At 71.3% G+C, this 17,543-nt stretch carries 15 protein-coding genes and 1 tRNA gene; 8 read left to right on the forward strand and 8 right to left on the reverse strand.

Translation table 11 applies throughout. From position 1 onward, the window contains the following. Positions 1–211: 211 nt before the first annotated feature. Positions 212–460, forward strand: coding sequence for a hypothetical protein (locus ACIOJE_RS22895; RefSeq protein ID WP_280674034.1), 249 nt, complete (start codon positions 212–214; stop codon positions 458–460). A 71-nt stretch (positions 461–531) separates the two neighbouring features. Here the strand turns inward: ACIOJE_RS22895 and ACIOJE_RS22900 are convergent, their stop codons facing one another. The 3 genes from ACIOJE_RS22900 to ACIOJE_RS22910 form a co-directional block, all read right to left on the reverse strand. Further along, positions 532–729 (reverse strand): DUF397 domain-containing protein, encoded by a 198-nt coding sequence (locus ACIOJE_RS22900; protein ID WP_280674035.1) that lies wholly within the window; start codon positions 727–729, stop codon positions 532–534. Positions 730–858: 129 nt separating this feature from the next. Then, positions 859–1,461 (reverse strand): GNAT family protein, encoded by a 603-nt coding sequence (locus ACIOJE_RS22905; protein ID WP_280674036.1) that lies wholly within the window; start codon positions 1,459–1,461, stop codon positions 859–861. 123 nt (positions 1,462–1,584) lie between these two features. Further along, positions 1,585–2,868, reverse strand: coding sequence for an adenylosuccinate synthase (locus tag ACIOJE_RS22910; protein WP_280674037.1), 1,284 nt, complete (start codon positions 2,866–2,868; stop codon positions 1,585–1,587). Positions 2,869–2,994: 126 nt separating this feature from the next. Here ACIOJE_RS22910 and ACIOJE_RS22915 point away from each other — a divergent pair, with 126 nt between their 5' ends. The 3 genes from ACIOJE_RS22915 (at position 2,995) to purM (ending at position 6,840) form a co-directional block, all read left to right on the forward strand. Then, a complete protein-coding gene (locus ACIOJE_RS22915) occupies positions 2,995–3,849 on the forward strand; it encodes a diacylglycerol kinase (RefSeq protein WP_400778340.1) in 855 nt (284 codons plus the stop codon). Between the two features lie 242 nt (positions 3,850–4,091). Beyond that, a complete protein-coding gene (gene purF, locus ACIOJE_RS22920; protein WP_280674039.1) occupies positions 4,092–5,675 on the forward strand; it encodes an amidophosphoribosyltransferase in 1,584 nt (527 codons plus the stop codon). Between the two features lie 76 nt (positions 5,676–5,751). Beyond that, positions 5,752–6,840, forward strand: coding sequence for a phosphoribosylformylglycinamidine cyclo-ligase (gene purM / locus ACIOJE_RS22925; protein WP_280674040.1), 1,089 nt, complete (start codon positions 5,752–5,754; stop codon positions 6,838–6,840). 147 nt (positions 6,841–6,987) lie between these two features. Here the strand turns inward: purM and ACIOJE_RS22930 are convergent, their stop codons facing one another. Then, positions 6,988–7,245, reverse strand: a complete 258-nt coding sequence (locus ACIOJE_RS22930) for a DUF3073 domain-containing protein (protein ID WP_280674041.1) — start codon at positions 7,243–7,245, stop codon at positions 6,988–6,990. Between the two features lie 386 nt (positions 7,246–7,631). Continuing rightward, positions 7,632–8,789, reverse strand: a complete 1,158-nt coding sequence (locus ACIOJE_RS22935) for a Glu/Leu/Phe/Val dehydrogenase dimerization domain-containing protein (RefSeq protein ID WP_280674042.1) — start codon at positions 8,787–8,789, stop codon at positions 7,632–7,634. A 198-nt stretch (positions 8,790–8,987) separates the two neighbouring features. On the opposite strand from ACIOJE_RS22935, the gene ACIOJE_RS22940 reads away from it, so the two are divergent. Beyond that, positions 8,988–9,884: a hypothetical protein gene (locus ACIOJE_RS22940; protein WP_400778345.1), complete on the forward strand. Its 897-nt coding sequence runs from the start codon at positions 8,988–8,990 to the stop codon at positions 9,882–9,884. Between the two features lie 485 nt (positions 9,885–10,369). After that, a complete protein-coding gene (bldC, locus tag ACIOJE_RS22945; RefSeq protein WP_014137253.1) occupies positions 10,370–10,576 on the forward strand; it encodes a developmental transcriptional regulator BldC in 207 nt (68 codons plus the stop codon). Positions 10,577–10,923: 347 nt separating this feature from the next. Here bldC and ACIOJE_RS22950 read toward each other — a convergent pair. Both ACIOJE_RS22950 and hrpA read right to left on the reverse strand, forming a co-directional pair. Continuing rightward, positions 10,924–10,997 (reverse strand) — tRNA-Asp (locus tag ACIOJE_RS22950). Positions 10,998–11,114: 117 nt separating this feature from the next. Next, positions 11,115–15,098 (reverse strand): ATP-dependent RNA helicase HrpA, encoded by a 3,984-nt coding sequence (gene hrpA, locus ACIOJE_RS22955; protein ID WP_400778348.1) that lies wholly within the window; start codon positions 15,096–15,098, stop codon positions 11,115–11,117. A gap of 171 nt (positions 15,099–15,269) precedes the next feature. Here hrpA and ACIOJE_RS22960 point away from each other — a divergent pair, with 171 nt between their 5' ends. Beyond that, entirely contained in the window at positions 15,270–15,458 is a 189-nt protein-coding gene (locus ACIOJE_RS22960) for a hypothetical protein (protein ID WP_280674045.1), read from the forward strand. Here ACIOJE_RS22960 and ACIOJE_RS22965 read toward each other — a convergent pair. Then, positions 15,448–16,428 (reverse strand): LysR family transcriptional regulator, encoded by a 981-nt coding sequence (locus tag ACIOJE_RS22965; RefSeq protein ID WP_280674046.1) that lies wholly within the window; start codon positions 16,426–16,428, stop codon positions 15,448–15,450. The two genes, ACIOJE_RS22960 and ACIOJE_RS22965, sit on opposite strands and share 11 nt — an antisense overlap. Positions 16,429–16,606: 178 nt before the next feature. Here ACIOJE_RS22965 and ACIOJE_RS22970 point away from each other — a divergent pair, with 178 nt between their 5' ends. Beyond that, positions 16,607–17,527, forward strand: a complete 921-nt coding sequence (locus tag ACIOJE_RS22970; RefSeq protein WP_280674047.1) for a zinc-binding dehydrogenase — start codon at positions 16,607–16,609, stop codon at positions 17,525–17,527. Positions 17,528–17,543 lie beyond the last annotated feature (16 nt).

Consider the following 17,543-nt stretch of genomic DNA (forward strand, 5'->3'; position numbering starts at 1 on the left):
GAGTGAACGTTCTCTCGCTCGGTAGCAAGTCTTGCACCCCGGGCCTATGGTCGTTGTCGCGTCAGTCACTGACTTGTTGTCGTCTAAACAGCCGCCAATCAGCCGTAAATACACACCAGATGCATGGTCGGCACGCTCGACATCACCGACCGGAGACTGTCATGCCGCTTCCGCTGCCTCTCACCCCTCCCCGCCGCATTCCCGCAGCCCGGTGAACGCCCTGCTCGTCGCCGGTTTGTCCGCCCTCCTGCTCGCCGTCCTCTTCGTCGGCTGGCTGGTCTGGCTTGTCAACGTCCAACCCCGCGAACCCCGTTCGCCGAAATCCGAGTTCGCCGGGCGGAATTCGCCCGGCGGCAAGGACGAAGCAGGCCCTTTCCCCGGCCGGCGTGCCATTCCCCAGCCCGCCCGGAACATTCGTCCGTCCGCCGCGGTGCGATCGCCCGGAAACGCCGACAACTGAGCCCCGGATCGCGGGAGAAGCCCGCTTCGGCCGGCGGCCCCGTGGCCAGAAGGGGCCGCCGGAACGGATCGTCAGGCTTCGTCGGCGATGAAGTGGTCGAATTCGCCGGCCTGGACGCCTTGGAGGAACGCCTCCCACTTCTGCGGGGTGGTACGGACGACGACCTCGGCGGTGGCGGTCTCGCGGATCTCGACGATGCCGTCGACGGTCCGGACTTCGAGGCACTCGTCGGCCTCGCCGGCCAGGGATGGCCGCTGCCAGTCGCTCATCTTGGCTCCTACGGACGACTCGGATGCTGGTGGACGGTGGAACACCCCCATGGCTACCCCATGGCTACCCCGTCGCGGGGCCTCCGCCACTCCCGGCGGGTGAGGCGGACCGGGGGCGCATCGGGGGCATCAGCCGCGCGAAAGGCGGCCGGTGAGGCGGGCCTTGGCGGCCGGCCACTCGTCGGCGAGCATCGAGAAGTACGCGGTGTCCCGCCAGACGCCGTTGGCGCGCAGCTTCTCCCGGCGGTGGATCCCCTCGTACTGGGCGCCGAGCCGCAGGATGGCGTTGCGGGAGCGGTCGTTGAGGGCGTCGGTCTTCCAGAACACCCGGCCCATGCCCAGGTCCTCGTAGGCGTGGGTGAGCAGCAGCAGCTTGGACTCGGTGTTGATCGCCGTCCGCCACGCGGACCGGGCGTACCAGGTGCCGCCGATCTCGACGAGTTCGTCGACGGAGCTGAAGTCGTAGTAGCCGGTGATACCGACGGCCCGGCCGGTGGCGAGGTCGATCACGGCGAACTTCACCGCTTTCCCGGCCGCCACCTCCGCGAGGCGGACGTCGAGGATCGCGCCGAGTTCCTCCTCGGCGGTCGGCGGCTGGAAGGGGATCCACCGCCAGACGTCCGGGTCGGGGCCGACGGTGGCCCACAGGTCGGGGAGGTGGTGGCGCCCCAGGGGCTCCAGACGGACGTGGCGGCCGGTCAGGGTGACGGGCGTGGGCAACTGCGCGGTCATGATCCGAAAGTAGCGCCACGCTGCACTAGATGCAATGGATATCTGAACTAGTGCAAAGTGTCCGGCGTAAGCCGAAGGGCCCTGCGGGACGCATCCCGCAGGGCCCTCAGGAGGTCACGGCGCTCAGATGAACGAGTTGATCTGGATCGTCTCGTCGCGGCCCGGGCCGACGCCGATGGCGGAGATCGGGGCGCCGGACATCTCCTCCAGCGCCTTCACGTACGCCTGCGCGTTCTTCGGCAGCTCGGCGAAGGTCTTCGCCTTGCTGATGTCCTCGGTCCAGCCCGGCAGCGTCTCGTAGATCGGCTTGGCGTGGTGGAAGTCGGACTGGTTGTAGGGGAGCTCCTCGACGCGCTTGCCGTCGACCTCGTAGGCGACGCAGACCGGGATCTGCTCCCAGCCGGTGAGCACGTCGAGCTTGGTGAGGAAGAAGTCGGTGAGGCCGTTGACCCGGGTCGCGTAGCGCGCGATGACGGCGTCGAACCAGCCGCAGCGACGGTCGCGGCCGGTGGTGACACCGCGCTCGCCGCCGATGCGGCGCAGCGCCTCGCCGTCCTCGTCCAGCAGCTCGGTCGGGAACGGGCCGGAGCCGACGCGGGTGGTGTAGGCCTTGAGGATGCCGATGACCCGGTCGATCTTGGTCGGGCCGATGCCGGCGCCGGTGCAGGCGCCGCCCGAGGTCGGGTTCGACGAGGTCACGAAGGGGTACGTGCCGTGGTCGACGTCGAGCAGGGTGCCCTGGCCGCCCTCCAGCAGGACCACCTTGTTCGCCTTGAGCGCCTGGTCCAGGACGAGGGTGGTGTCGGCGAGGAAGGGCTTGATCTTCTCCGCGTAGCCGAGGTACTCCTCGACGACCAGCTCGGCCGGGATGGCGCGGCGGTTGTACAGCTTGACCAGGATCTGGTTCTTGTCGTGCAGCGCCGCCTCGATCTTCTGGCGCAGGATCGACTCGTCGAACAGGTCCTGGACCCGGATGCCGACGCGGTTGATCTTGTCCGCGTAGGTCGGGCCGATGCCGCGGCCGGTGGTGCCGATCCGGCGCTTGCCGAGGAAGCGCTCGGTGACCTTGTCCAGGGTGCGGTGGTACGGCGTGATCAGGTGGGCGTTGCCCGAGATCAGCAGCTTGGAGGTGTCGATGCCACGGTCGTTGAGACCGCTCAGCTCGGACAGCAGCACGCCCGGGTCGATGACGACGCCGTTGCCGATCACCGGCGTCACGTTAGGGCTGAGGATGCCGGAAGGGAGCAGGTGCAGGGCGTACTTCTGGTCGCCGATGACCACCGTGTGACCGGCGTTGTTGCCGCCCTGGTAGCGGACGACGTAGTCGACGGAACCGCCGAGGAGGTCGGTGGCCTTCCCCTTGCCCTCGTCCCCCCACTGAGCGCCAACGAGCACGAGTGCCGGCACAGGCGTACACCCCTTCCGGTTGGGGCATCCTGCGTAGGCCGCAGTCTGCCCAGAGATAGACGAAGCCCCTGGCGCAGTAGCGCAAGGGGCTCTTGCACCGAGAGATTACCTGAGGAAGGACCGGTCGTGTCGTCCCTGTCCACGCCCGCAACCGGCGGCCCCGAGCCGCTCCTGCTGCTCCTCGACCCGGCGGCCCGGCAGACCGACGGCGAGTCGGTGCGGATCGCGAAGGACGTGCTCTGCGGGGGTGCGGACGTCAAGGTGGTCTACCCGGAGAGTCCTTCCGAACTCGATCGGGTGCTTTCGCACCGGGGCCGGCGGCGCCCGGTGGTGATCGGTTCCGACCTCGCGCTGCAACGAGTGCTCCAAGCCCTGTACCGGCAGCGTGAGCTGGGCGCGGATCCGGTGGGCATGGTTCCGGTCGGCCGCTCGGAGGAGCTGTCGGCGGCCCGCGCGCTCGGTGTGCCGGGCGAGCCGGTCCGGGCCGCGCGGGCGGTGCTGTCGGGCGCGTCGCGCAAGTTCGACCTGCTGGTGGACGACGGCGGCGGGGTGGCGCTGGGCGGGGTGCGGATCACCGGCGCCGGGGCGCGTCGGCCGGGCGGCCGTACGAGTGGCTGGCGTTCGCTATGGGCGAAACTGGCTGCGGCCGAGCAGGCGAACGCACTCACGGCGGACGGCCGGCCCTCCGCCGAGCACCACCCCCGGATCCGGGTCGAGGCCGACGGCCGGCTGCTCGCGGACGTGCACCGGCCGGTGCGGCTGGTCCAGGTGACGCTGCCGGGCGGTGAGCCGGACGGCGGGGGCGTGCTGGAGGTGGTGGTCCGCGCGTCCGGCGCACTGGTGCGCGCCCGGGCGGCGAGCGTCTCGGTGGTCGGGCGCGGCTTCGGCTACGAGGCGGACGGCCACCCCGTCGGCCCGGTCCGCGCCCGCACCTGGACGGCGCATCCGGGCGCCTGGGGCCTGCTGCTGCCCGCCGCGTGAAGCCGGGGTGAATCCCGGGTGAGCAGGCTCACGTTCGTCACCTCCCCGGCCCCCGGCACTCCGCACACGGAACGCCCCAACAGGCGCGAACCGCAAGGCCAACCGCCACCGGCCGGAATTCCCCCCACCCGAAATCCCCACCTGGTAAGGGGTTTTGTCTACGCGCGTTACCGATCGATCGCCGGACAATCCCGGCCGCCCGGGTTCCGGAAGCCCGTGCGCACTGCCCTAGACTCGAAGACGTGCCACGTGGTGACGGAAGACTCAACCACGATCTTCTTCCCGGTGAGAAAGGCCCCCAGGACGCTTGCGGCGTCTTCGGTGTCTGGGCTCCCGGCGAGGAGGTCGCCAAGCTCACGTTCTTCGGCCTTTACGCCCTGCAGCACCGCGGTCAGGAATCCGCGGGCATCGCAGTGAGCAACGGCTCCCAGATTCTCGTCTTCAAGGACATGGGGCTCGTCTCCCAGGTCTTCGACGAGGCCTCGCTGGGGTCGTTGCACGGGCATATCGCCGTCGGACACGCCCGCTACTCGACCACCGGTTCCTCGGTCTGGGAGAACGCCCAGCCGACCTTCCGCGCGACCGTGCACGGTTCGCTGGCCCTCGGGCACAACGGAAACCTGGTGAACACCGCCGAACTGGCGGCCATGGTCGCCGAACTGCCCGGTGAGGAGCACGTCTCCCGCTCCGGGCGCACCGCCGCGACCAACGACACCGACCTGGTGACGGCGCTGCTCGCCGGCCACCCGGACCTCTCCATCGAGGAGACGGCCAAGGTCGTGCTGCCCAAGGTCAAGGGCGCCTTCTCGCTCGTCTTCATGGACGAGCACACCCTCTACGCCGCCCGCGACCCGCAGGGCATCCGCCCGCTGGTGCTCGGTCGGCTGGAGCGCGGCTGGGTGGTCGCCTCCGAGACGGCGGCGCTGGACATCTGCGGCGCCTCCTTCATCCGCGAGGTCGAGCCCGGCGAGCTGATCGCCATCGACGAGAACGGCATGCGCAGTTCCCGCTTCGCCGAGGCGAAGCCCAAGGGCTGCGTGTTCGAGTACGTCTACCTGGCCCGCCCCGACACCAGCATCGCCGGGCGCAACGTGCACCTCTCCCGGGTGGAGATGGGCCGCCGCCTGGCGAAGGAGGCGCCCGTCGAGGCCGACCTGGTGATAGCGACGCCGGAGTCCGGTACGCCCGCCGCGATCGGCTACGCCGAGGCCAGCGGGATCCCGTACGGCTCCGGCCTGGTGAAGAACGCCTACGTGGGCCGCACCTTCATCCAGCCCAGCCAGACCATCCGTCAACTCGGCATCCGGCTCAAGCTCAACCCGCTGCGCGAGGTCATCCAGGGCAAGCGGCTGGTCGTGGTCGACGACTCGATCGTCCGCGGCAACACCCAGCGCGCCCTGGTCAAGATGCTCCGCGAGGCGGGCGCCGCCGAGGTCCACATCCGGATCTCCTCGCCGCCGGTCAAGTGGCCGTGCTTCTTCGGCATCGACTTCGCCACCCGCGCGGAGCTGATCGCCAACGGCATGACCATCGAGGAGATCGGCCGCACGCTCGGCGCGGACTCCCTCTCGTACATCTCGATCGACGGCATGATCGAGGCCACCAAGCAGCCCAAGGACCGGCTCTGCCGGGCCTGCTTCGACGGCGAGTACCCGATGGAGCTGCCGGACCCGGCGCTGCTCGGCAAGCTCCTGCTGGAGGCCGAGATCAAGGGCGGCCAGCAGCCGCCGGCCGTGCGCGGCAAGCCGACCAGCGGCAGCGACCTGGACGGCGTCCAGTCGCTGCTCGGCGGGGCGGGCGCGGCCGACGCGCTGCGCCGCCCGTAAAGAACCCACGGTGGGGTCCCGCGAACCGGGACCCCACCGCTGTTCCGACCCCCACCACAGACCCGAAAGGGCCGCAGTGACCAGCAGCAACCAGAACGGCGCCACCTACGCCGCCGCCGGCGTCGACATCGAGGCGGGCGACCGCGCCGTCGAGCTCATGAAGCAGTGGGTGAAGAAGGCCAACCGCCCCGAGGTGGTCGGCGGTCTCGGCGGCTTCGCCGGCCTCTTCGACGCGTCCGCCTTCAAGCGTTACGAGCGGCCGCTGCTGGCCTCGGCCACCGACGGCGTGGGGACCAAGGTGGCCATCGCGGCCGCCATGGACAAGCACGACACCATCGGCCACGACCTGGTCGGCATGGTCGTCGACGACCTGGTGGTGTGCGGCGCCGAGCCGCTGTTCATGACCGATTACATCTGCGTCGGCAAGGTCGTGCCGGAGCGGGTCGCCGCGATCGTCAAGGGCATCGCCGAGGGCTGCGCCCTGGCCGGCTGCGCCCTGGTCGGCGGCGAGACCGCCGAGCACCCGGGCCTGCTCGGCCCGGACGAGTACGACGTCGCGGGCGCCGGCACCGGCGTGGTCGAGGCCGACGCGCTGCTCGGTGCGGACCGCGTGCGGGCCGGCGACGTGGTGATCGCGATGGCCGCCTCCGGCCTGCACTCCAACGGCTACTCGCTGGTCCGCCACGTGCTGCTGAACGAGGCCGGCTGGAAGCTGGACCGCAAGGTCGAGGAGTTCGGCCGCACCCTCGGCGAGGAGCTGCTGGAGCCGACCCGGATCTACTCGCTGGACTGCCTGGCGCTCACCCGCGCCACCGAGATCCACGCCTTCTCGCACGTCACCGGCGGCGGCCTGGCGGCCAACCTGGCCCGGGTCGTCCCGGACGGCCTGCACGCCCGCCTGGACCGCGGCACCTGGACCCCGCTGCCGGTCTTCCAGACCGTCGCCGAGGTCGGCAAGGTGGCCACCCTGGAGATCGAGAAGACGCTCAACATGGGCGTCGGCATGGTCGCGGTCGTCCCGCCGTCCTCGGTGGACGTCGTGCTGGCGATCCTGGAGGACCGCGGCGTCGAGTCCTGGCTGCTCGGCGACATCGTCGAGCGCACCGACGGGCACGAGGGCGGCGCGGCGCTCTACAACGCCTACGAGGGCTTCACGGCGGGCTGAGTCCGGCCCGACGGACGAGAGGGCCCCTCCGGCGCACCGGAGGGGCCCTCTTCGTCGTTCCACCGTCCGCGGGCGGCACCGGTCCGCGGGAACGCCGAAGACCGGCCCGGCGCCCTGGGCGCCCGGACCGGCCGGCAGAACTGCTGACTACGAGCGGCGGGAGGCCTGCGACGGCCCGGTGCCCGGCTCGGTGTCGTCCTCGTCGTCGAGGTCGGCGTAGCGGGCGGCGTACTCCGCGTACGGGTCGTCGTCCTCCTCCTCCTCGATCGGCTCGGGGTCGATCGAAGCGGTGGACGGCGATACGCCCAGCTCGTTGGACAGACGGTTAGCGTCAAACCCGCCGCTGTTGTACTTCAGCTCGCGGGCGACCTTCGTCTGCTTGGCCTTGGCCCGGCCGCGCCCCATGGGTCGACCCCCTCAACGATGGGGCTCACGGCCCCGAGTCTGACACGTGTTCATGATCAGGACCGGCCTGCCCGAATGGGAGGACCGTCCCTTGGAGCATTAACGGTACCTGTTTCCGCCGCTGGACGGTACGTCGTCGGTGTGACGTGGCGCGCACCGACTGCACCCGAGACCAGGTCTTCCCAGGTCGGGGGAGGTTTTGCGGCAGTTTGCGCGCTGTCCGGAGGTGTCTGAGGTCCGTCGTTCCAGGACCGATTATCCCCCCAAGGGGGACCTCGGATCACCCGATCGGGCGCAGAAGTGAGAATCCGGTTCCACATCGTGATGCGCGGGGGACGGAGGGGTTCACCCGTCCCCCGCGCATCGGGGCTCCGCGGGGCGCCGGATCAGGCGCGGCGGGCACCCGGCAGCAGGACCGTGCGCAGCGCGCTGATCTCGCGCATCCGCTTCTCGGCCAGGCGGTCGGCGGCGACCGCCGGCGGGACGCCGTCGGAGGCGGCCCGGGTGAAGATCTCCAGGGTGGTGTCGAAGATCCTGGTGGCCTTGTTCTTGGCCCGCTCGAAGTTGAAGCCCTCGATCTCGTCGGCGACCTGGATCACGCCGCCGGAGTTCACCAGGTAGTCCGGCGCGTAGAGGATGCCGCGGTCGGCGAGGTCCTTCTCGACGCCCGGGTGGGCCAGCTGGTTGTTGGCCGCGCCGCAGACGATCGCGGTGCCGAGCTCGCCGAGCGCGGCCACCGTGGCGTCGGTCAGCGCGCCGCCCAGGGCGCAGGGGGCGTAGACGTCCAGCCGGGCCTGGAGCAGGGCGGCGGTGTCGGCGACGACCTCCACCTCCGGGTGGGCCGCGCGGACGCGGTTGACGGCGGCCTCGGAGACGTCGGTGATGACGACGCTGGCGCCGTCCGCGACGAGGTGGCCGACCAGGTAGTGGCCGACCTTGCCGACGCCCGCGACGCCGACCCGCTTGCCGCGCAGGGTCGGCTGGCCCCAGCGGGCCTGGGCGGTGGCGCGCATGCCCTGGAAGACGCCGAAGGCCGTCAGGATGGAGGAGTCGCCGGCGCCGCCGTGCTCGGGCGAGCGGCCGGTCACGAACTCGGTCTCGCGCGCGATGACGTCCATGTCCTGCACGTAGGTGCCCACGTCGCAGGCGGTGATGTAGCGGCCGCGCAGGGACTCCACGAAGCGCCCGTAGGCCCGGAGCATGGCCTCGTTCTTGTCCTTGTTCGGGTCGCCGATGATGACGGCCTTGCCGCCGCCGAGGTCGAGCCCGGCCAGCGCGTTCTTGTAGGACATGCCGCGGGACAGGTTGAGCGCGTCCTCCAGGGCCGCCTCCTCGGAGGCGTACGGGAAGAAGCGGGTGCCGCCGAGGGCCGGGCCCAGCGCGGTGGAGTGGATGGCGATGATCGCCTTGAGTCCGGAGCTGCGGTCGTGGCAGAGGACGACCTGCTCGTGGCCGTCGCCGGGGGCGCCGTCCTGCTCGGTACGGAAGATCCTGCTGAGCACTCCGGGTGCGGGGTGCGTGGCGGATGTCTGTACGTCGGTCACTGTGGTGACTCCAGTATCGAAGGCCCGCCTGCTGTGGTGCGGGCGCCTAAGGCGAAGCGTAGCCGTGGGACCGCCGCCGGTCCGCCCTCTTGTCCGAGCTCGTACCGGCCGTCCGGGGAGTGAGACGGAGGGGGTGCGCGGTGCGGGCGCGAACGGTTCGGGGGCGCGCCCTCCCCGGGTCGGGCGGCGCGTGCGACGATGCAGGACGTGACCGTCGTACGCACCTCGGTACTGCCGCCCTACGCCGCCCACCTGCGGGTCTACGAGCCGCTGGCCGCCTACCCGGAGCCGGAGCGGGCGCGCTGGCAGGCCTACGCGGCGGAGCACGGGCCGGACGCCGTCGAGGCGGCGCAGCCGGTGGCGTCGGCCGTCCTGGAGGAGCAGCGGGAGGCACTGGCGGAGCTGGCCGCCCGGACGCCCCGGGCGCTGCCCGAGCGGGAGAGCGAGCGGGCCTACGTACGGGTGCTGGACGGCGTGCTGTACGTCTGCCCGTGGGCGACCAGGCTGCGCAGCTGGCAGGCGCTGGAGGAGTTGCGGGCGGCGGCGCCGGTGGCGCTGCTGGACACCGCGGTGCCGCCGGTGGTCCGGGCGGCCGCCGAGGCGGACCGGGAGCGCTGGCGGGCCGGGCACCCGGACGCCCGGCCGTGGATCCTGACCAGCCGGTGGGAGGTGCCGGTGCGCTGGTTCCTGCCGTTCGGGGACGAGGACCGCTGCTTCGTGCCGGCGGGGGAGCCGGGCAAGCCGGGGCGGGCGGCGGCGCTGTTCTACCTGGTGCCGATGGCGCAGGCGCGGCGCCGGGTGGCGCGGGCCTTCCGGGCGCTGCGTGAGGAGGTGCCGGACGGGGAACTGGTCCGGGGGGCGGAGCGGATCGGGCGGTGGCTGGAGGAGTTCCATCCGCGCTCGCTGGTGGAGCTGGACTACGGGGGGCTGGTGCATCTGCTGGGGCCGGAGCGGTTGTTGGCGGACCGTTCGGCGGGGGAGCTGGAGGAGGGGCTGCGCGCGCTGCGGGCGGGGGACACCGCGGAGGCGCTGCGCGTGTACGGGGAACTGACGGTGCGGTGGCGGCGGGTGCTGGCGCTGAGGTACGCGAACTGATGTCCGACGGCCCGTGTATGACTGGAAGAGTCCTACGGCCCGAGCGGGATGACCAAGGTCCCGGTTCGGGTCAATAGCTGTCGAACGTGACACTACTCACCGTTGACGCGAACTTACCCCTATGTGCAAAAATGGGACAACCAGCCCAACTTCACGTGAGCGTGCCCACTTTTGGGTGGTTCTGGAGTCGATGCGCGCTTTGTGGGGAAATGGAGGGTCTGGTCCCTTCGTAACCGGGCGTCACGGCCGCGTGACTGCCCGTTATGGGATGGTCCATTGCCATCCGTCGGTCTTGAACCCGTGAGGGGTCAATTTTGGCGGTTTGGTCGATAGGGCTGGACGGATGGTGTAGTTGTAGACACCAGGACAAGCCGTTCGTCCTATAACCGACTCGGCCCGTCTATGCCATTTCGGGCATCGCGGGCCAAGGTGCAGAATTTGAAGGATAGAACCGCCCTGGTTCGGTTCTCCCGAGGAGGCCGCTCATGACCGCTCGTACCCCTGATGCTGAGCCCCTGCTGACGCCGGCAGAGGTTGCCACCATGTTCCGCGTGGACCCGAAGACGGTTACCCGCTGGGCCAAGGCAGGCAAGCTGACGTCCATTCGCACGCTCGGCGGTCACCGCCGTTACCGCGAGGCGGAGGTGCGCGCTCTGCTGGCCGGGATTCCCGCTCAGCGCACTGAGGCCTGATGGGCCAAAGGCTCTTTAAAGGGGCCGCTTACCGGACTCCGCCGGGTCCGGTAAGCGGCCCCTTTGCCATGCCCGCCGGCACCCGGGGGAACGTACGGAATGTTGAACTCCGGATAACGATTTGATGCGCAGGTGGCGGGGGGGATTTACAGTTAATAGCTGTACAATTTTACATATTAAATTAGTGAGGTCCTGGTGAGGGTGGTGCAGGGGGGTTCTCAGGAAAAGACAAGTGACGACCGTCACACCGCCTGTCACTTGTGGTCTAGACCTAGTCCGGGATAGAAGCCGGACGGTCAAAAGCGAGAGGCCCGGAACCTGACGGTTCCGGGCCTCTCGCACTGCGGCGATCCCGACGGGACTTGAACCCGCGACCTCCACCTTGACAGGGTGGCGAGCTAACCAACTGCTCCACGGGACCAGAGTTTTCTGATCTCGTTCACTCGCTTGCCGCGCTGCGAACAAGACAGATCGTAGCCCATGGTGGGCCCCCAGGTCGAACTGGCACCTGAGGGCCCCCGAGGAGGCCGCGCCCAGCTCAGAGCGTGGCCCTGGCCGCTTCCATCGCCTTGGTGATCCGCTTCTCCGAGACCGGGCTCGGCGTGCCCAGCGACTGGGCGAAGAAACTGACCCGCAGCTCCTCGATCATCCAGCGGATCGCCCGTACCTCCGCGGACGGCTGCCGCCCGGCCGGCACCGCCGCCAGCAGCTCCCCGTACTCCTGCTGCACCTGTTGGACCTTCAGCAGCTGCTGGGCGTCCCGCTGCGGGTGGTTGGGCAACGCCTCCAGCCGGCGGTCCACCGCCAGCAGGTAGCGCTTGAGGTCCGGCAGCCGCTGCCAGCCGGTGTCCGTGACGAAGCCCGGGTGCACCAGCGAGGCCAGGTGCAGCCGGATGTCGTTCACCGCGTTCAGCAGCACCGGGCTGCTCACCGACTTCAGCCGGGTCGAGGCCTTGTGGAAGGCGATCAGCGCGGTGGCCGTCTTCAGCGTGGTGTCCGCGGACAGGTCGTACAGGTCCGCCCGCACCTTGTCGTGGAGCTTGCCGAAGGCCGCCTCGTCCCAGGCCGGGCCGCCGGCCAGGGTCATCAGCCGGTCCGTCGCGCAGGCCACCACGTCCTCGAACAGGGCGTTGATCGAGCCGTGCGGGTTGTACGACAGCGCCAGTTTCGCCTGGTTGCCCAGTCGGCCCTGGATCGACTTGGCCGGGGAGGTGGTGGCCAGCATCAGCAGCCGCCGGGTGCCCTCCCACATCGCCTGCGTCTGCGCCTGCGGGGTGTCGAACAGCTTGACGCCGACGGCCTCCCGCTCGTCCACCAGGGCCGGGTAGGCGCGCAGCGAGTGGCCGCGGGAGCGCTGCTCGAAGGTGCGCTGGAGGACGGGCAGGCCGCTCGGCCAGGCGGTCAGCCCGCCCTGCTCGATGCCCTGGCCGGAGGCCGCCGAGGACAGCGTCTCCTTGAGCTTCGGCTTGAGCCGCAGCCGCAGCTCCTCCAGGTCCTTGGACTCGGCGAGCTTCTTCTTGCCGTCCACCACCCGGAAGGTCACCTTGAGGTGGTCCGGCACCCGCTCGTCGTCCCAGGCCTCCGGCGGGACGGTGATCGCCGTCAGCCGCTTGAGGGTGTGTTCCAGGGTCGGCAGCAGCGGTTCCTGGCGGTCCTTCACCTGGCGCAGCGCGGCCTTGGCGAAGTCCGGGGCCGGAACGAAGTTGCGCCGGATCGCCTTGGGCAGCGACTTGATGTAGGCGGTGACCAGCTCCTCGCGCAGGCCCGGGATCTGCCAGTCGAAGCCCTCCGCGGTGACCTGGTTGAGCACCGGCAACGGGATGTGGACGGTGACGCCGTCCGCGTCGCTGCCCGGTTCGAACTGGTAGGTCAGCCGGAAGCGGAGCTTGCCCTGCTGCCAGTGGTCCGGGTAGTCCGCCTCGGTGACGCCGTCCGCCGAGTCGTTGATCAGCATCGACTTCTCGAAGTTGAGCAGGTCCGGCTGCTCGTGCCGGGCCTGCTTCCACCAGGAGTCGAAGTGCCGGGTGGAAACGATCTCCTCCGGCAGCCGGCTGTCGTAGAAGTCGAACAGGGTCTGGTCGTCGACCAGGATGTCCCGGCGGCGGGCCCGGTTCTCCAGCTCCTCGACCTCGCCGAGCAGCTTGCGGTTCTCGGCGAAGAACCGGTGGTGGGTCTCCCAGTCGCCCTCGACCAGCGCGTTGCGGATGAACAGCTCGCGGCAGAGCTCCGGGTCGATCCGGCCGTAGTTGACCTTGCGCTGGGCGACGATCGGCATCCCGTAGAGGGTCACCCGCTCGTACGCCAGGACGGCGCCGGCCTTCTTCTCCCAGTGCGGCTCGCTGTAGCCGCGCTTGATCAGGTGGCCGGCCAGCGGCTCCACCCACTCCGGCTCGATCTTCGCGTTGATCCGCGCCCACAGCCGGGACGTCTCGACCAGCTCGGCCGACATCACCCAGCGCGGCGGCTTCTTGAACAGGCCGGAGCCCGGGAAGACCGCGAACCGGGCCCCGCGCGCGCCGCCGTACTCGCGCTTCTCCACGTCGAACAGGCCGATGTGGGAGAGCAGGCCGGCCAGCAGCGACTGGTGGATCCGGTCGGCGTCCGGCTCGGCGTCCTCGCGCGGCTCCTCGATGGTGACGCCCAACTGCTTGGCGACCGTGCGCAGCTGGGTGTAGACGTCCTGCCACTCCCGTATCCGCAGGTAGTTCAGGAACTCCGCCTTGCACATCCGGCGGAAGGCCGAGGAGGAGAGCTCCTTCTGCTGCTCCCGGACGTAGCGCCACATCGCCAGGTAGGCGAGGAAGTCGGAGCTCTCCGAGGTGAACCGGCGGTGCCGCTCGTCGGCGGCCTGGCGCTTCTCGGCGGGGCGCTCGCGCGGGTCCTGGATGGAGAGCGCGGCGGCGATCACCATCACGTCGCGCACGCAGCCGTTCCGGTCGGCCTCCAGCACCATCCGTGCCATCCGCGGGTCCACCGGGAGCTGGGCCAGTTGGCGGCCGAGCGGGGTGAGGCGCTTGCGCGGGTCCTTCTCGTCCGGGTTCAGCGCACCCAGTTCGTGCAGCAGGTGCACGCCGTCCTTGATGTTGCGCGAGTCCGGCGGGTCCAGGAACGGGAAGGCGGCGATGTCGCCGAGGCCGGCCGCCGTCATCTGCAGGATCACCGAGGCCAGGTTGGTGCGCAGGATCTCGGCGTCGGTGAACTCGGGGCGGGAGAGGAAGTCCTCCTCCGAGTACAGCCGGATGCAGATGCCGTCCGAGGTGCGGCCGCAGCGGCCCTTGCGCTGGTTGGCGCTGGCCTGGCTGATCGCCTCGATCGGCAGCCGCTGCACCTTGGTGCGGTGGCTGTAGCGGGAGATCCGGGCGGTGCCCGGGTCGATCACGTACTTGATGCCGGGGACGGTGAGGCTGGTCTCGGCGACGTTGGTGGCGAGGACGATCCGGCGGCTGCCGGAGCGCTGGAACACCCGGTGCTGCTCGGCCGAGCTCAGCCGGGCGTACAGCGGCAGGACCTCGGTGGACTTCAGCTTCAGCCGGTCCAGGGCGTCGGCGGTGTCGCGGATCTCGCGCTCGCCGGAGAGGAAGACCAGGATGTCGCCCGGGCCCTCGGCCTGCAGCTCCTTGGCCGCGTCGCAGATCGCCTGGATCTGGTCCCGGTCGCGGTCGACGTCCGTCGCCTCGTCGGCGTCGTCCTCGTCCAGTACCGGGCGGTACCGGACCTCCACCGGGTAGGTGCGGCCGGAGACCTCGATGATCGGGGCGTCGCCGAAGTGCCGGGAGAAGCGCTCCGGGTCGATGGTCGCGGAGGTGATCACGACCTTGAGGTCGGGGCGGCGGGGCAGCAGCTGTTTGACGTAGCCGAGGATGAAGTCGATGTTCAGACTGCGCTCGTGCGCCTCGTCGATGATCAGGGTGTCGTACTGGCGCAGCTCGCGGTCGGTCTGGATCTCCGCGAGCAGGATGCCGTCCGTCATCAGCTTGACCAGGGTGTCCTGGCCGACCTGGTCGGTGAACCGGACCTTCCAGCCGACGGCCTCGCCCAGCGGGCTGTTCAGCTCCTCCGCGACCCGCTCGGCGACCGTGCGGGCGGCGATCCGGCGCGGCTGGGTGTGGCCGACCAGGCCGCGCACGCCGCGGCCCAGCTCCAGACAGATCTTCGGGATCTGGGTGGTCTTGCCGGAGCCGGTCTCGCCCGCGACGATCACCACCTGGTGGTCCCGGATGGCCGCCAGGATCTCGTCCTTCTTCTGACTGACCGGCAGCTCGGCGGGATAGGTGATGGTCGGGACGGCGCCGCGGCGCTGCTCGACCAGCAGCTCGGCGCGGTCGATGTCGGCCGCGATCTCGGCGGCGACCTTCTGCCGGGCCTCGGGCTTGCGGACCCGACGGGCCCCCTCCAGCCGGCGCCCGATCCGCACCTGGTCGCGCAGGGTCAGCTCGGGCAGGCGGGCGGCCAGCTCACCGATGCCGGGACCCTCGGCGGGTGCGGGGGCGGACTGGACTGCGGGAGAACTCACTGCGGGCATCCCTCTAGGTTCGCAAGGAGGTGCGGCGGTGCGCACCTCGGTTTTCGAGCTCCTCCAGTGTCACAGTCGCCGACGGCCGAGCGCGAACGGCGGGTCGGGATCGATGCTCGGGTTCTAGGGCGGTGACGGATGAGCGGCGCGGCGGGGTTGTCGAAGGAGCGGCCGGTCCGGATGCACACGGTGCTGTCCGGTCACGTCGCACGGGGCGAGGTGTCCGGCCTGGCGGCCGTCGTCGCCCGGGACGGCGACGAGCACGTCGAGGCGCCCGGCGGCCACGACCTGGCCGGCGGCGCGCCGATGCGGCGGGACACCCCGGCTCGGCCACGGCCTCACGCGCTGAGCGGACGGCTCACGGGTTGAGCGCGGCCTGGTCGGCGTCCGGCAGCCAGTCGCGGGCCGGGTCGTACTCCAGCCACCGGCTGCCGCGGGCCTCCGCGGCGAACGCCCGCAGCAGCGGCTCCAGCCGGGGGTGGGGATCGGCGGCGCCCCCGTCCTCGCACCAGAGCAGGGACCACGCGTAGAGCGGCGTCGGGTCGGCCAGCGGCACCGTCCGCACCCCCGGGCGGCCCGGGCCGGAATGGACCTCCGGCAGCGGGCAGTCGGCGGGTACGAGCGAGAAGCAGGACGGATCGGTGCGGACCTGCTCGACGAAGTGCTCCAAGCCCAGGTTGGTCGAACCGACCCGCTCGGTGACCTCGAACCGGGCCGCGAAGCGGGTCAGGAAGTCCAGCCGGTCCACGGCCGCCGGGTAGCGCAGCACGCTGCCCCGCAGCTCCGCCGGACTCAGCACGTCCCGGTCGGCCAGCGGGTGGTCGGTGCTCAGCAGTGCGTCCACCGGCTCCAGCCGCACCAGCCGGTGCCTCAACCCGGCGTCACCGCCGTCCGGCAGCGCGTGCACCCGGCCGAACCCGGCATCCGACTCCCCGCGCAGCAGCGCCGCCGCGACCGACGGCAGGTCCCGGCCCGGCACCGGCTCCACCTCCAGGCCCGGCACCCCGCCGACCGCCTGCGCGACCGTCCGCATCGGCGCGTACAGATGCCCCCAGACGTCGATCCGCAGCGGCCGCTCGGCACACCCCACCGCCGCCACCGCCCGGTCCCCCTGCTCCAGCACCCGCCGAGCCGGCCCCAGGAACCGCCGCCCCGCCCCGGTCAGCCCCACCCCCCGCGCGTCCCGCTCCAGCAGCCGTACCCCGAGCGACCCCTCCAACCGGGACACCCGCTTCGACACCGCCTGCTGGGTGATCCCCAACCGCCCCGCCGCCCGGCCGAAGTGCAACTCCTCCACGGCCACCACGAACGCCCGCACCTGCGCGAGATCAAGATCCATGGCCGCCCACCCTAGGGCCTGTCTCGGGACCGTCGCCGGCGGCGGCGGGTCTCGGCTCCACAACCGATGGTTGTCGTTGCCGCGGCGGGGTTGTTGGACCGGGGGCGGGGCCGCGCGGTGGGGTGGGGGTGTGCCGGGGCCGGAGGGGCCGGGGCGGTGTCGAGGGAGGCTGAGCGGGATGAGGGCGCTGGTGGGGACGGGGTCGGCGGCTGCGCCGGTCGGGTTCGCCGAGGTCGGGCAGCCGCGGCCGGGGCCGGGGGAGGCCCTGGTGAAGGTCGAGGCGTTCTCGGTGAACCGGGGCGAGACCTTCCAGCTGGAGGCACCCCGCCCCGGCTGGCGGCCGGGCAAGGACGTCGCCGGGCTGGTCGTCCAGGCCGCCGCCGACGGCTCGGGGCCGGCCGTCTGCCGGCGGGTGGTCGGCCACCCGCCGGCCGGCGGCTGGGCCGAGTACGTGGCCGTGCCGACCTCCTCGCTCGCCGAACTGCCCGACACCCTGGACGCCGTCCGCGCCGCCGCCCTCCCGCTCGCGGGCCTCACCGCGCTGCGCCTGCTCCGTACCGCGGGCGCGCTGGCCGGGCGCCGGGTGCTGCTGACCGGGGCCTCCGGCGGCGTCGGGCACTACGTCACCGAACTGGCCGCCGCCGCCGGCGCCGAGCTGACCGCGGTCACCGCCTCGCCGGAGCGCGGCCGCCGGCTGGCCGAGCTGGGCGCGGCCGAGGTGGTCCACGAGGTCGGCGCGGCGCGCGGCCCGTACGACCTGGTGCTGGAGTCCACCGGCGGCGCCGCCCTGCCGCTGGCGCTCGCCCGGCTGGCCCGGCGCGGCACCCTGATCTGGTTCGGCCAGGCCTCCCGGACGCCCGTCACCCTCGACTTCTTCGACTTCTTCGCCGGCCCGGAGTCCGCCACCCTGCGGCACTTCCACTACGCCGACTCCGACGTGCCGGACGGCGAGGACCTGGCCACCCTGGTGCGCCTGGCGGGGGAGGGCAGGCTCACCCCGGAACTCGGCCGGGTCGCGCCCTGGAGCGAGACCGCCGCCGTCCTCACCGACCTGCGCGAGCGCCGGATCCGCGGCAAGGCCGTGCTGACCGTCGCCTGACCGACGAGGGCCGGAC

Source organism: Kitasatospora sp. NPDC087861 (assembly GCF_044742585.1).
In the GTDB taxonomy this organism is placed as follows: domain Bacteria; phylum Actinomycetota; class Actinomycetes; order Streptomycetales; family Streptomycetaceae; genus Kitasatospora.

Bases quoted from the DNA above. Each gene is read 5' to 3' on its own strand.
- bldC (WP_014137253.1), top strand. From the start codon at position 10,370: ATGACCGCTCGTACCCCTGATGCTGAGCCCCTGCTGACGCCGGCAGAG.
- ACIOJE_RS22900 (WP_280674035.1), bottom strand. From the start codon at position 729: ATGAGCGACTGGCAGCGGCCATCCCTGGCCGGCGAGGCCGACGAGTGC.
- ACIOJE_RS22905 (WP_280674036.1), bottom strand. From the start codon at position 1,461: ATGACCGCGCAGTTGCCCACGCCCGTCACCCTGACCGGCCGCCACGTC.
- hrpA (WP_400778348.1), bottom strand. From the start codon at position 15,098: ATGCCCGCAGTGAGTTCTCCCGCAGTCCAGTCCGCCCCCGCACCCGCC.
- ACIOJE_RS22940 (WP_400778345.1), top strand. From the start codon at position 8,988: ATGCAGGACGTGACCGTCGTACGCACCTCGGTACTGCCGCCCTACGCC.
- ACIOJE_RS22930 (WP_280674041.1), bottom strand. From the start codon at position 7,245: ATGGGGCGCGGCCGGGCCAAGGCCAAGCAGACGAAGGTCGCCCGCGAG.
- ACIOJE_RS22960 (WP_280674045.1), top strand. From the start codon at position 15,270: ATGCACACGGTGCTGTCCGGTCACGTCGCACGGGGCGAGGTGTCCGGC.
- ACIOJE_RS22965 (WP_280674046.1), bottom strand. From the start codon at position 16,428: ATGGATCTTGATCTCGCGCAGGTGCGGGCGTTCGTGGTGGCCGTGGAG.
- ACIOJE_RS22970 (WP_280674047.1), top strand. From the start codon at position 16,607: ATGAGGGCGCTGGTGGGGACGGGGTCGGCGGCTGCGCCGGTCGGGTTC.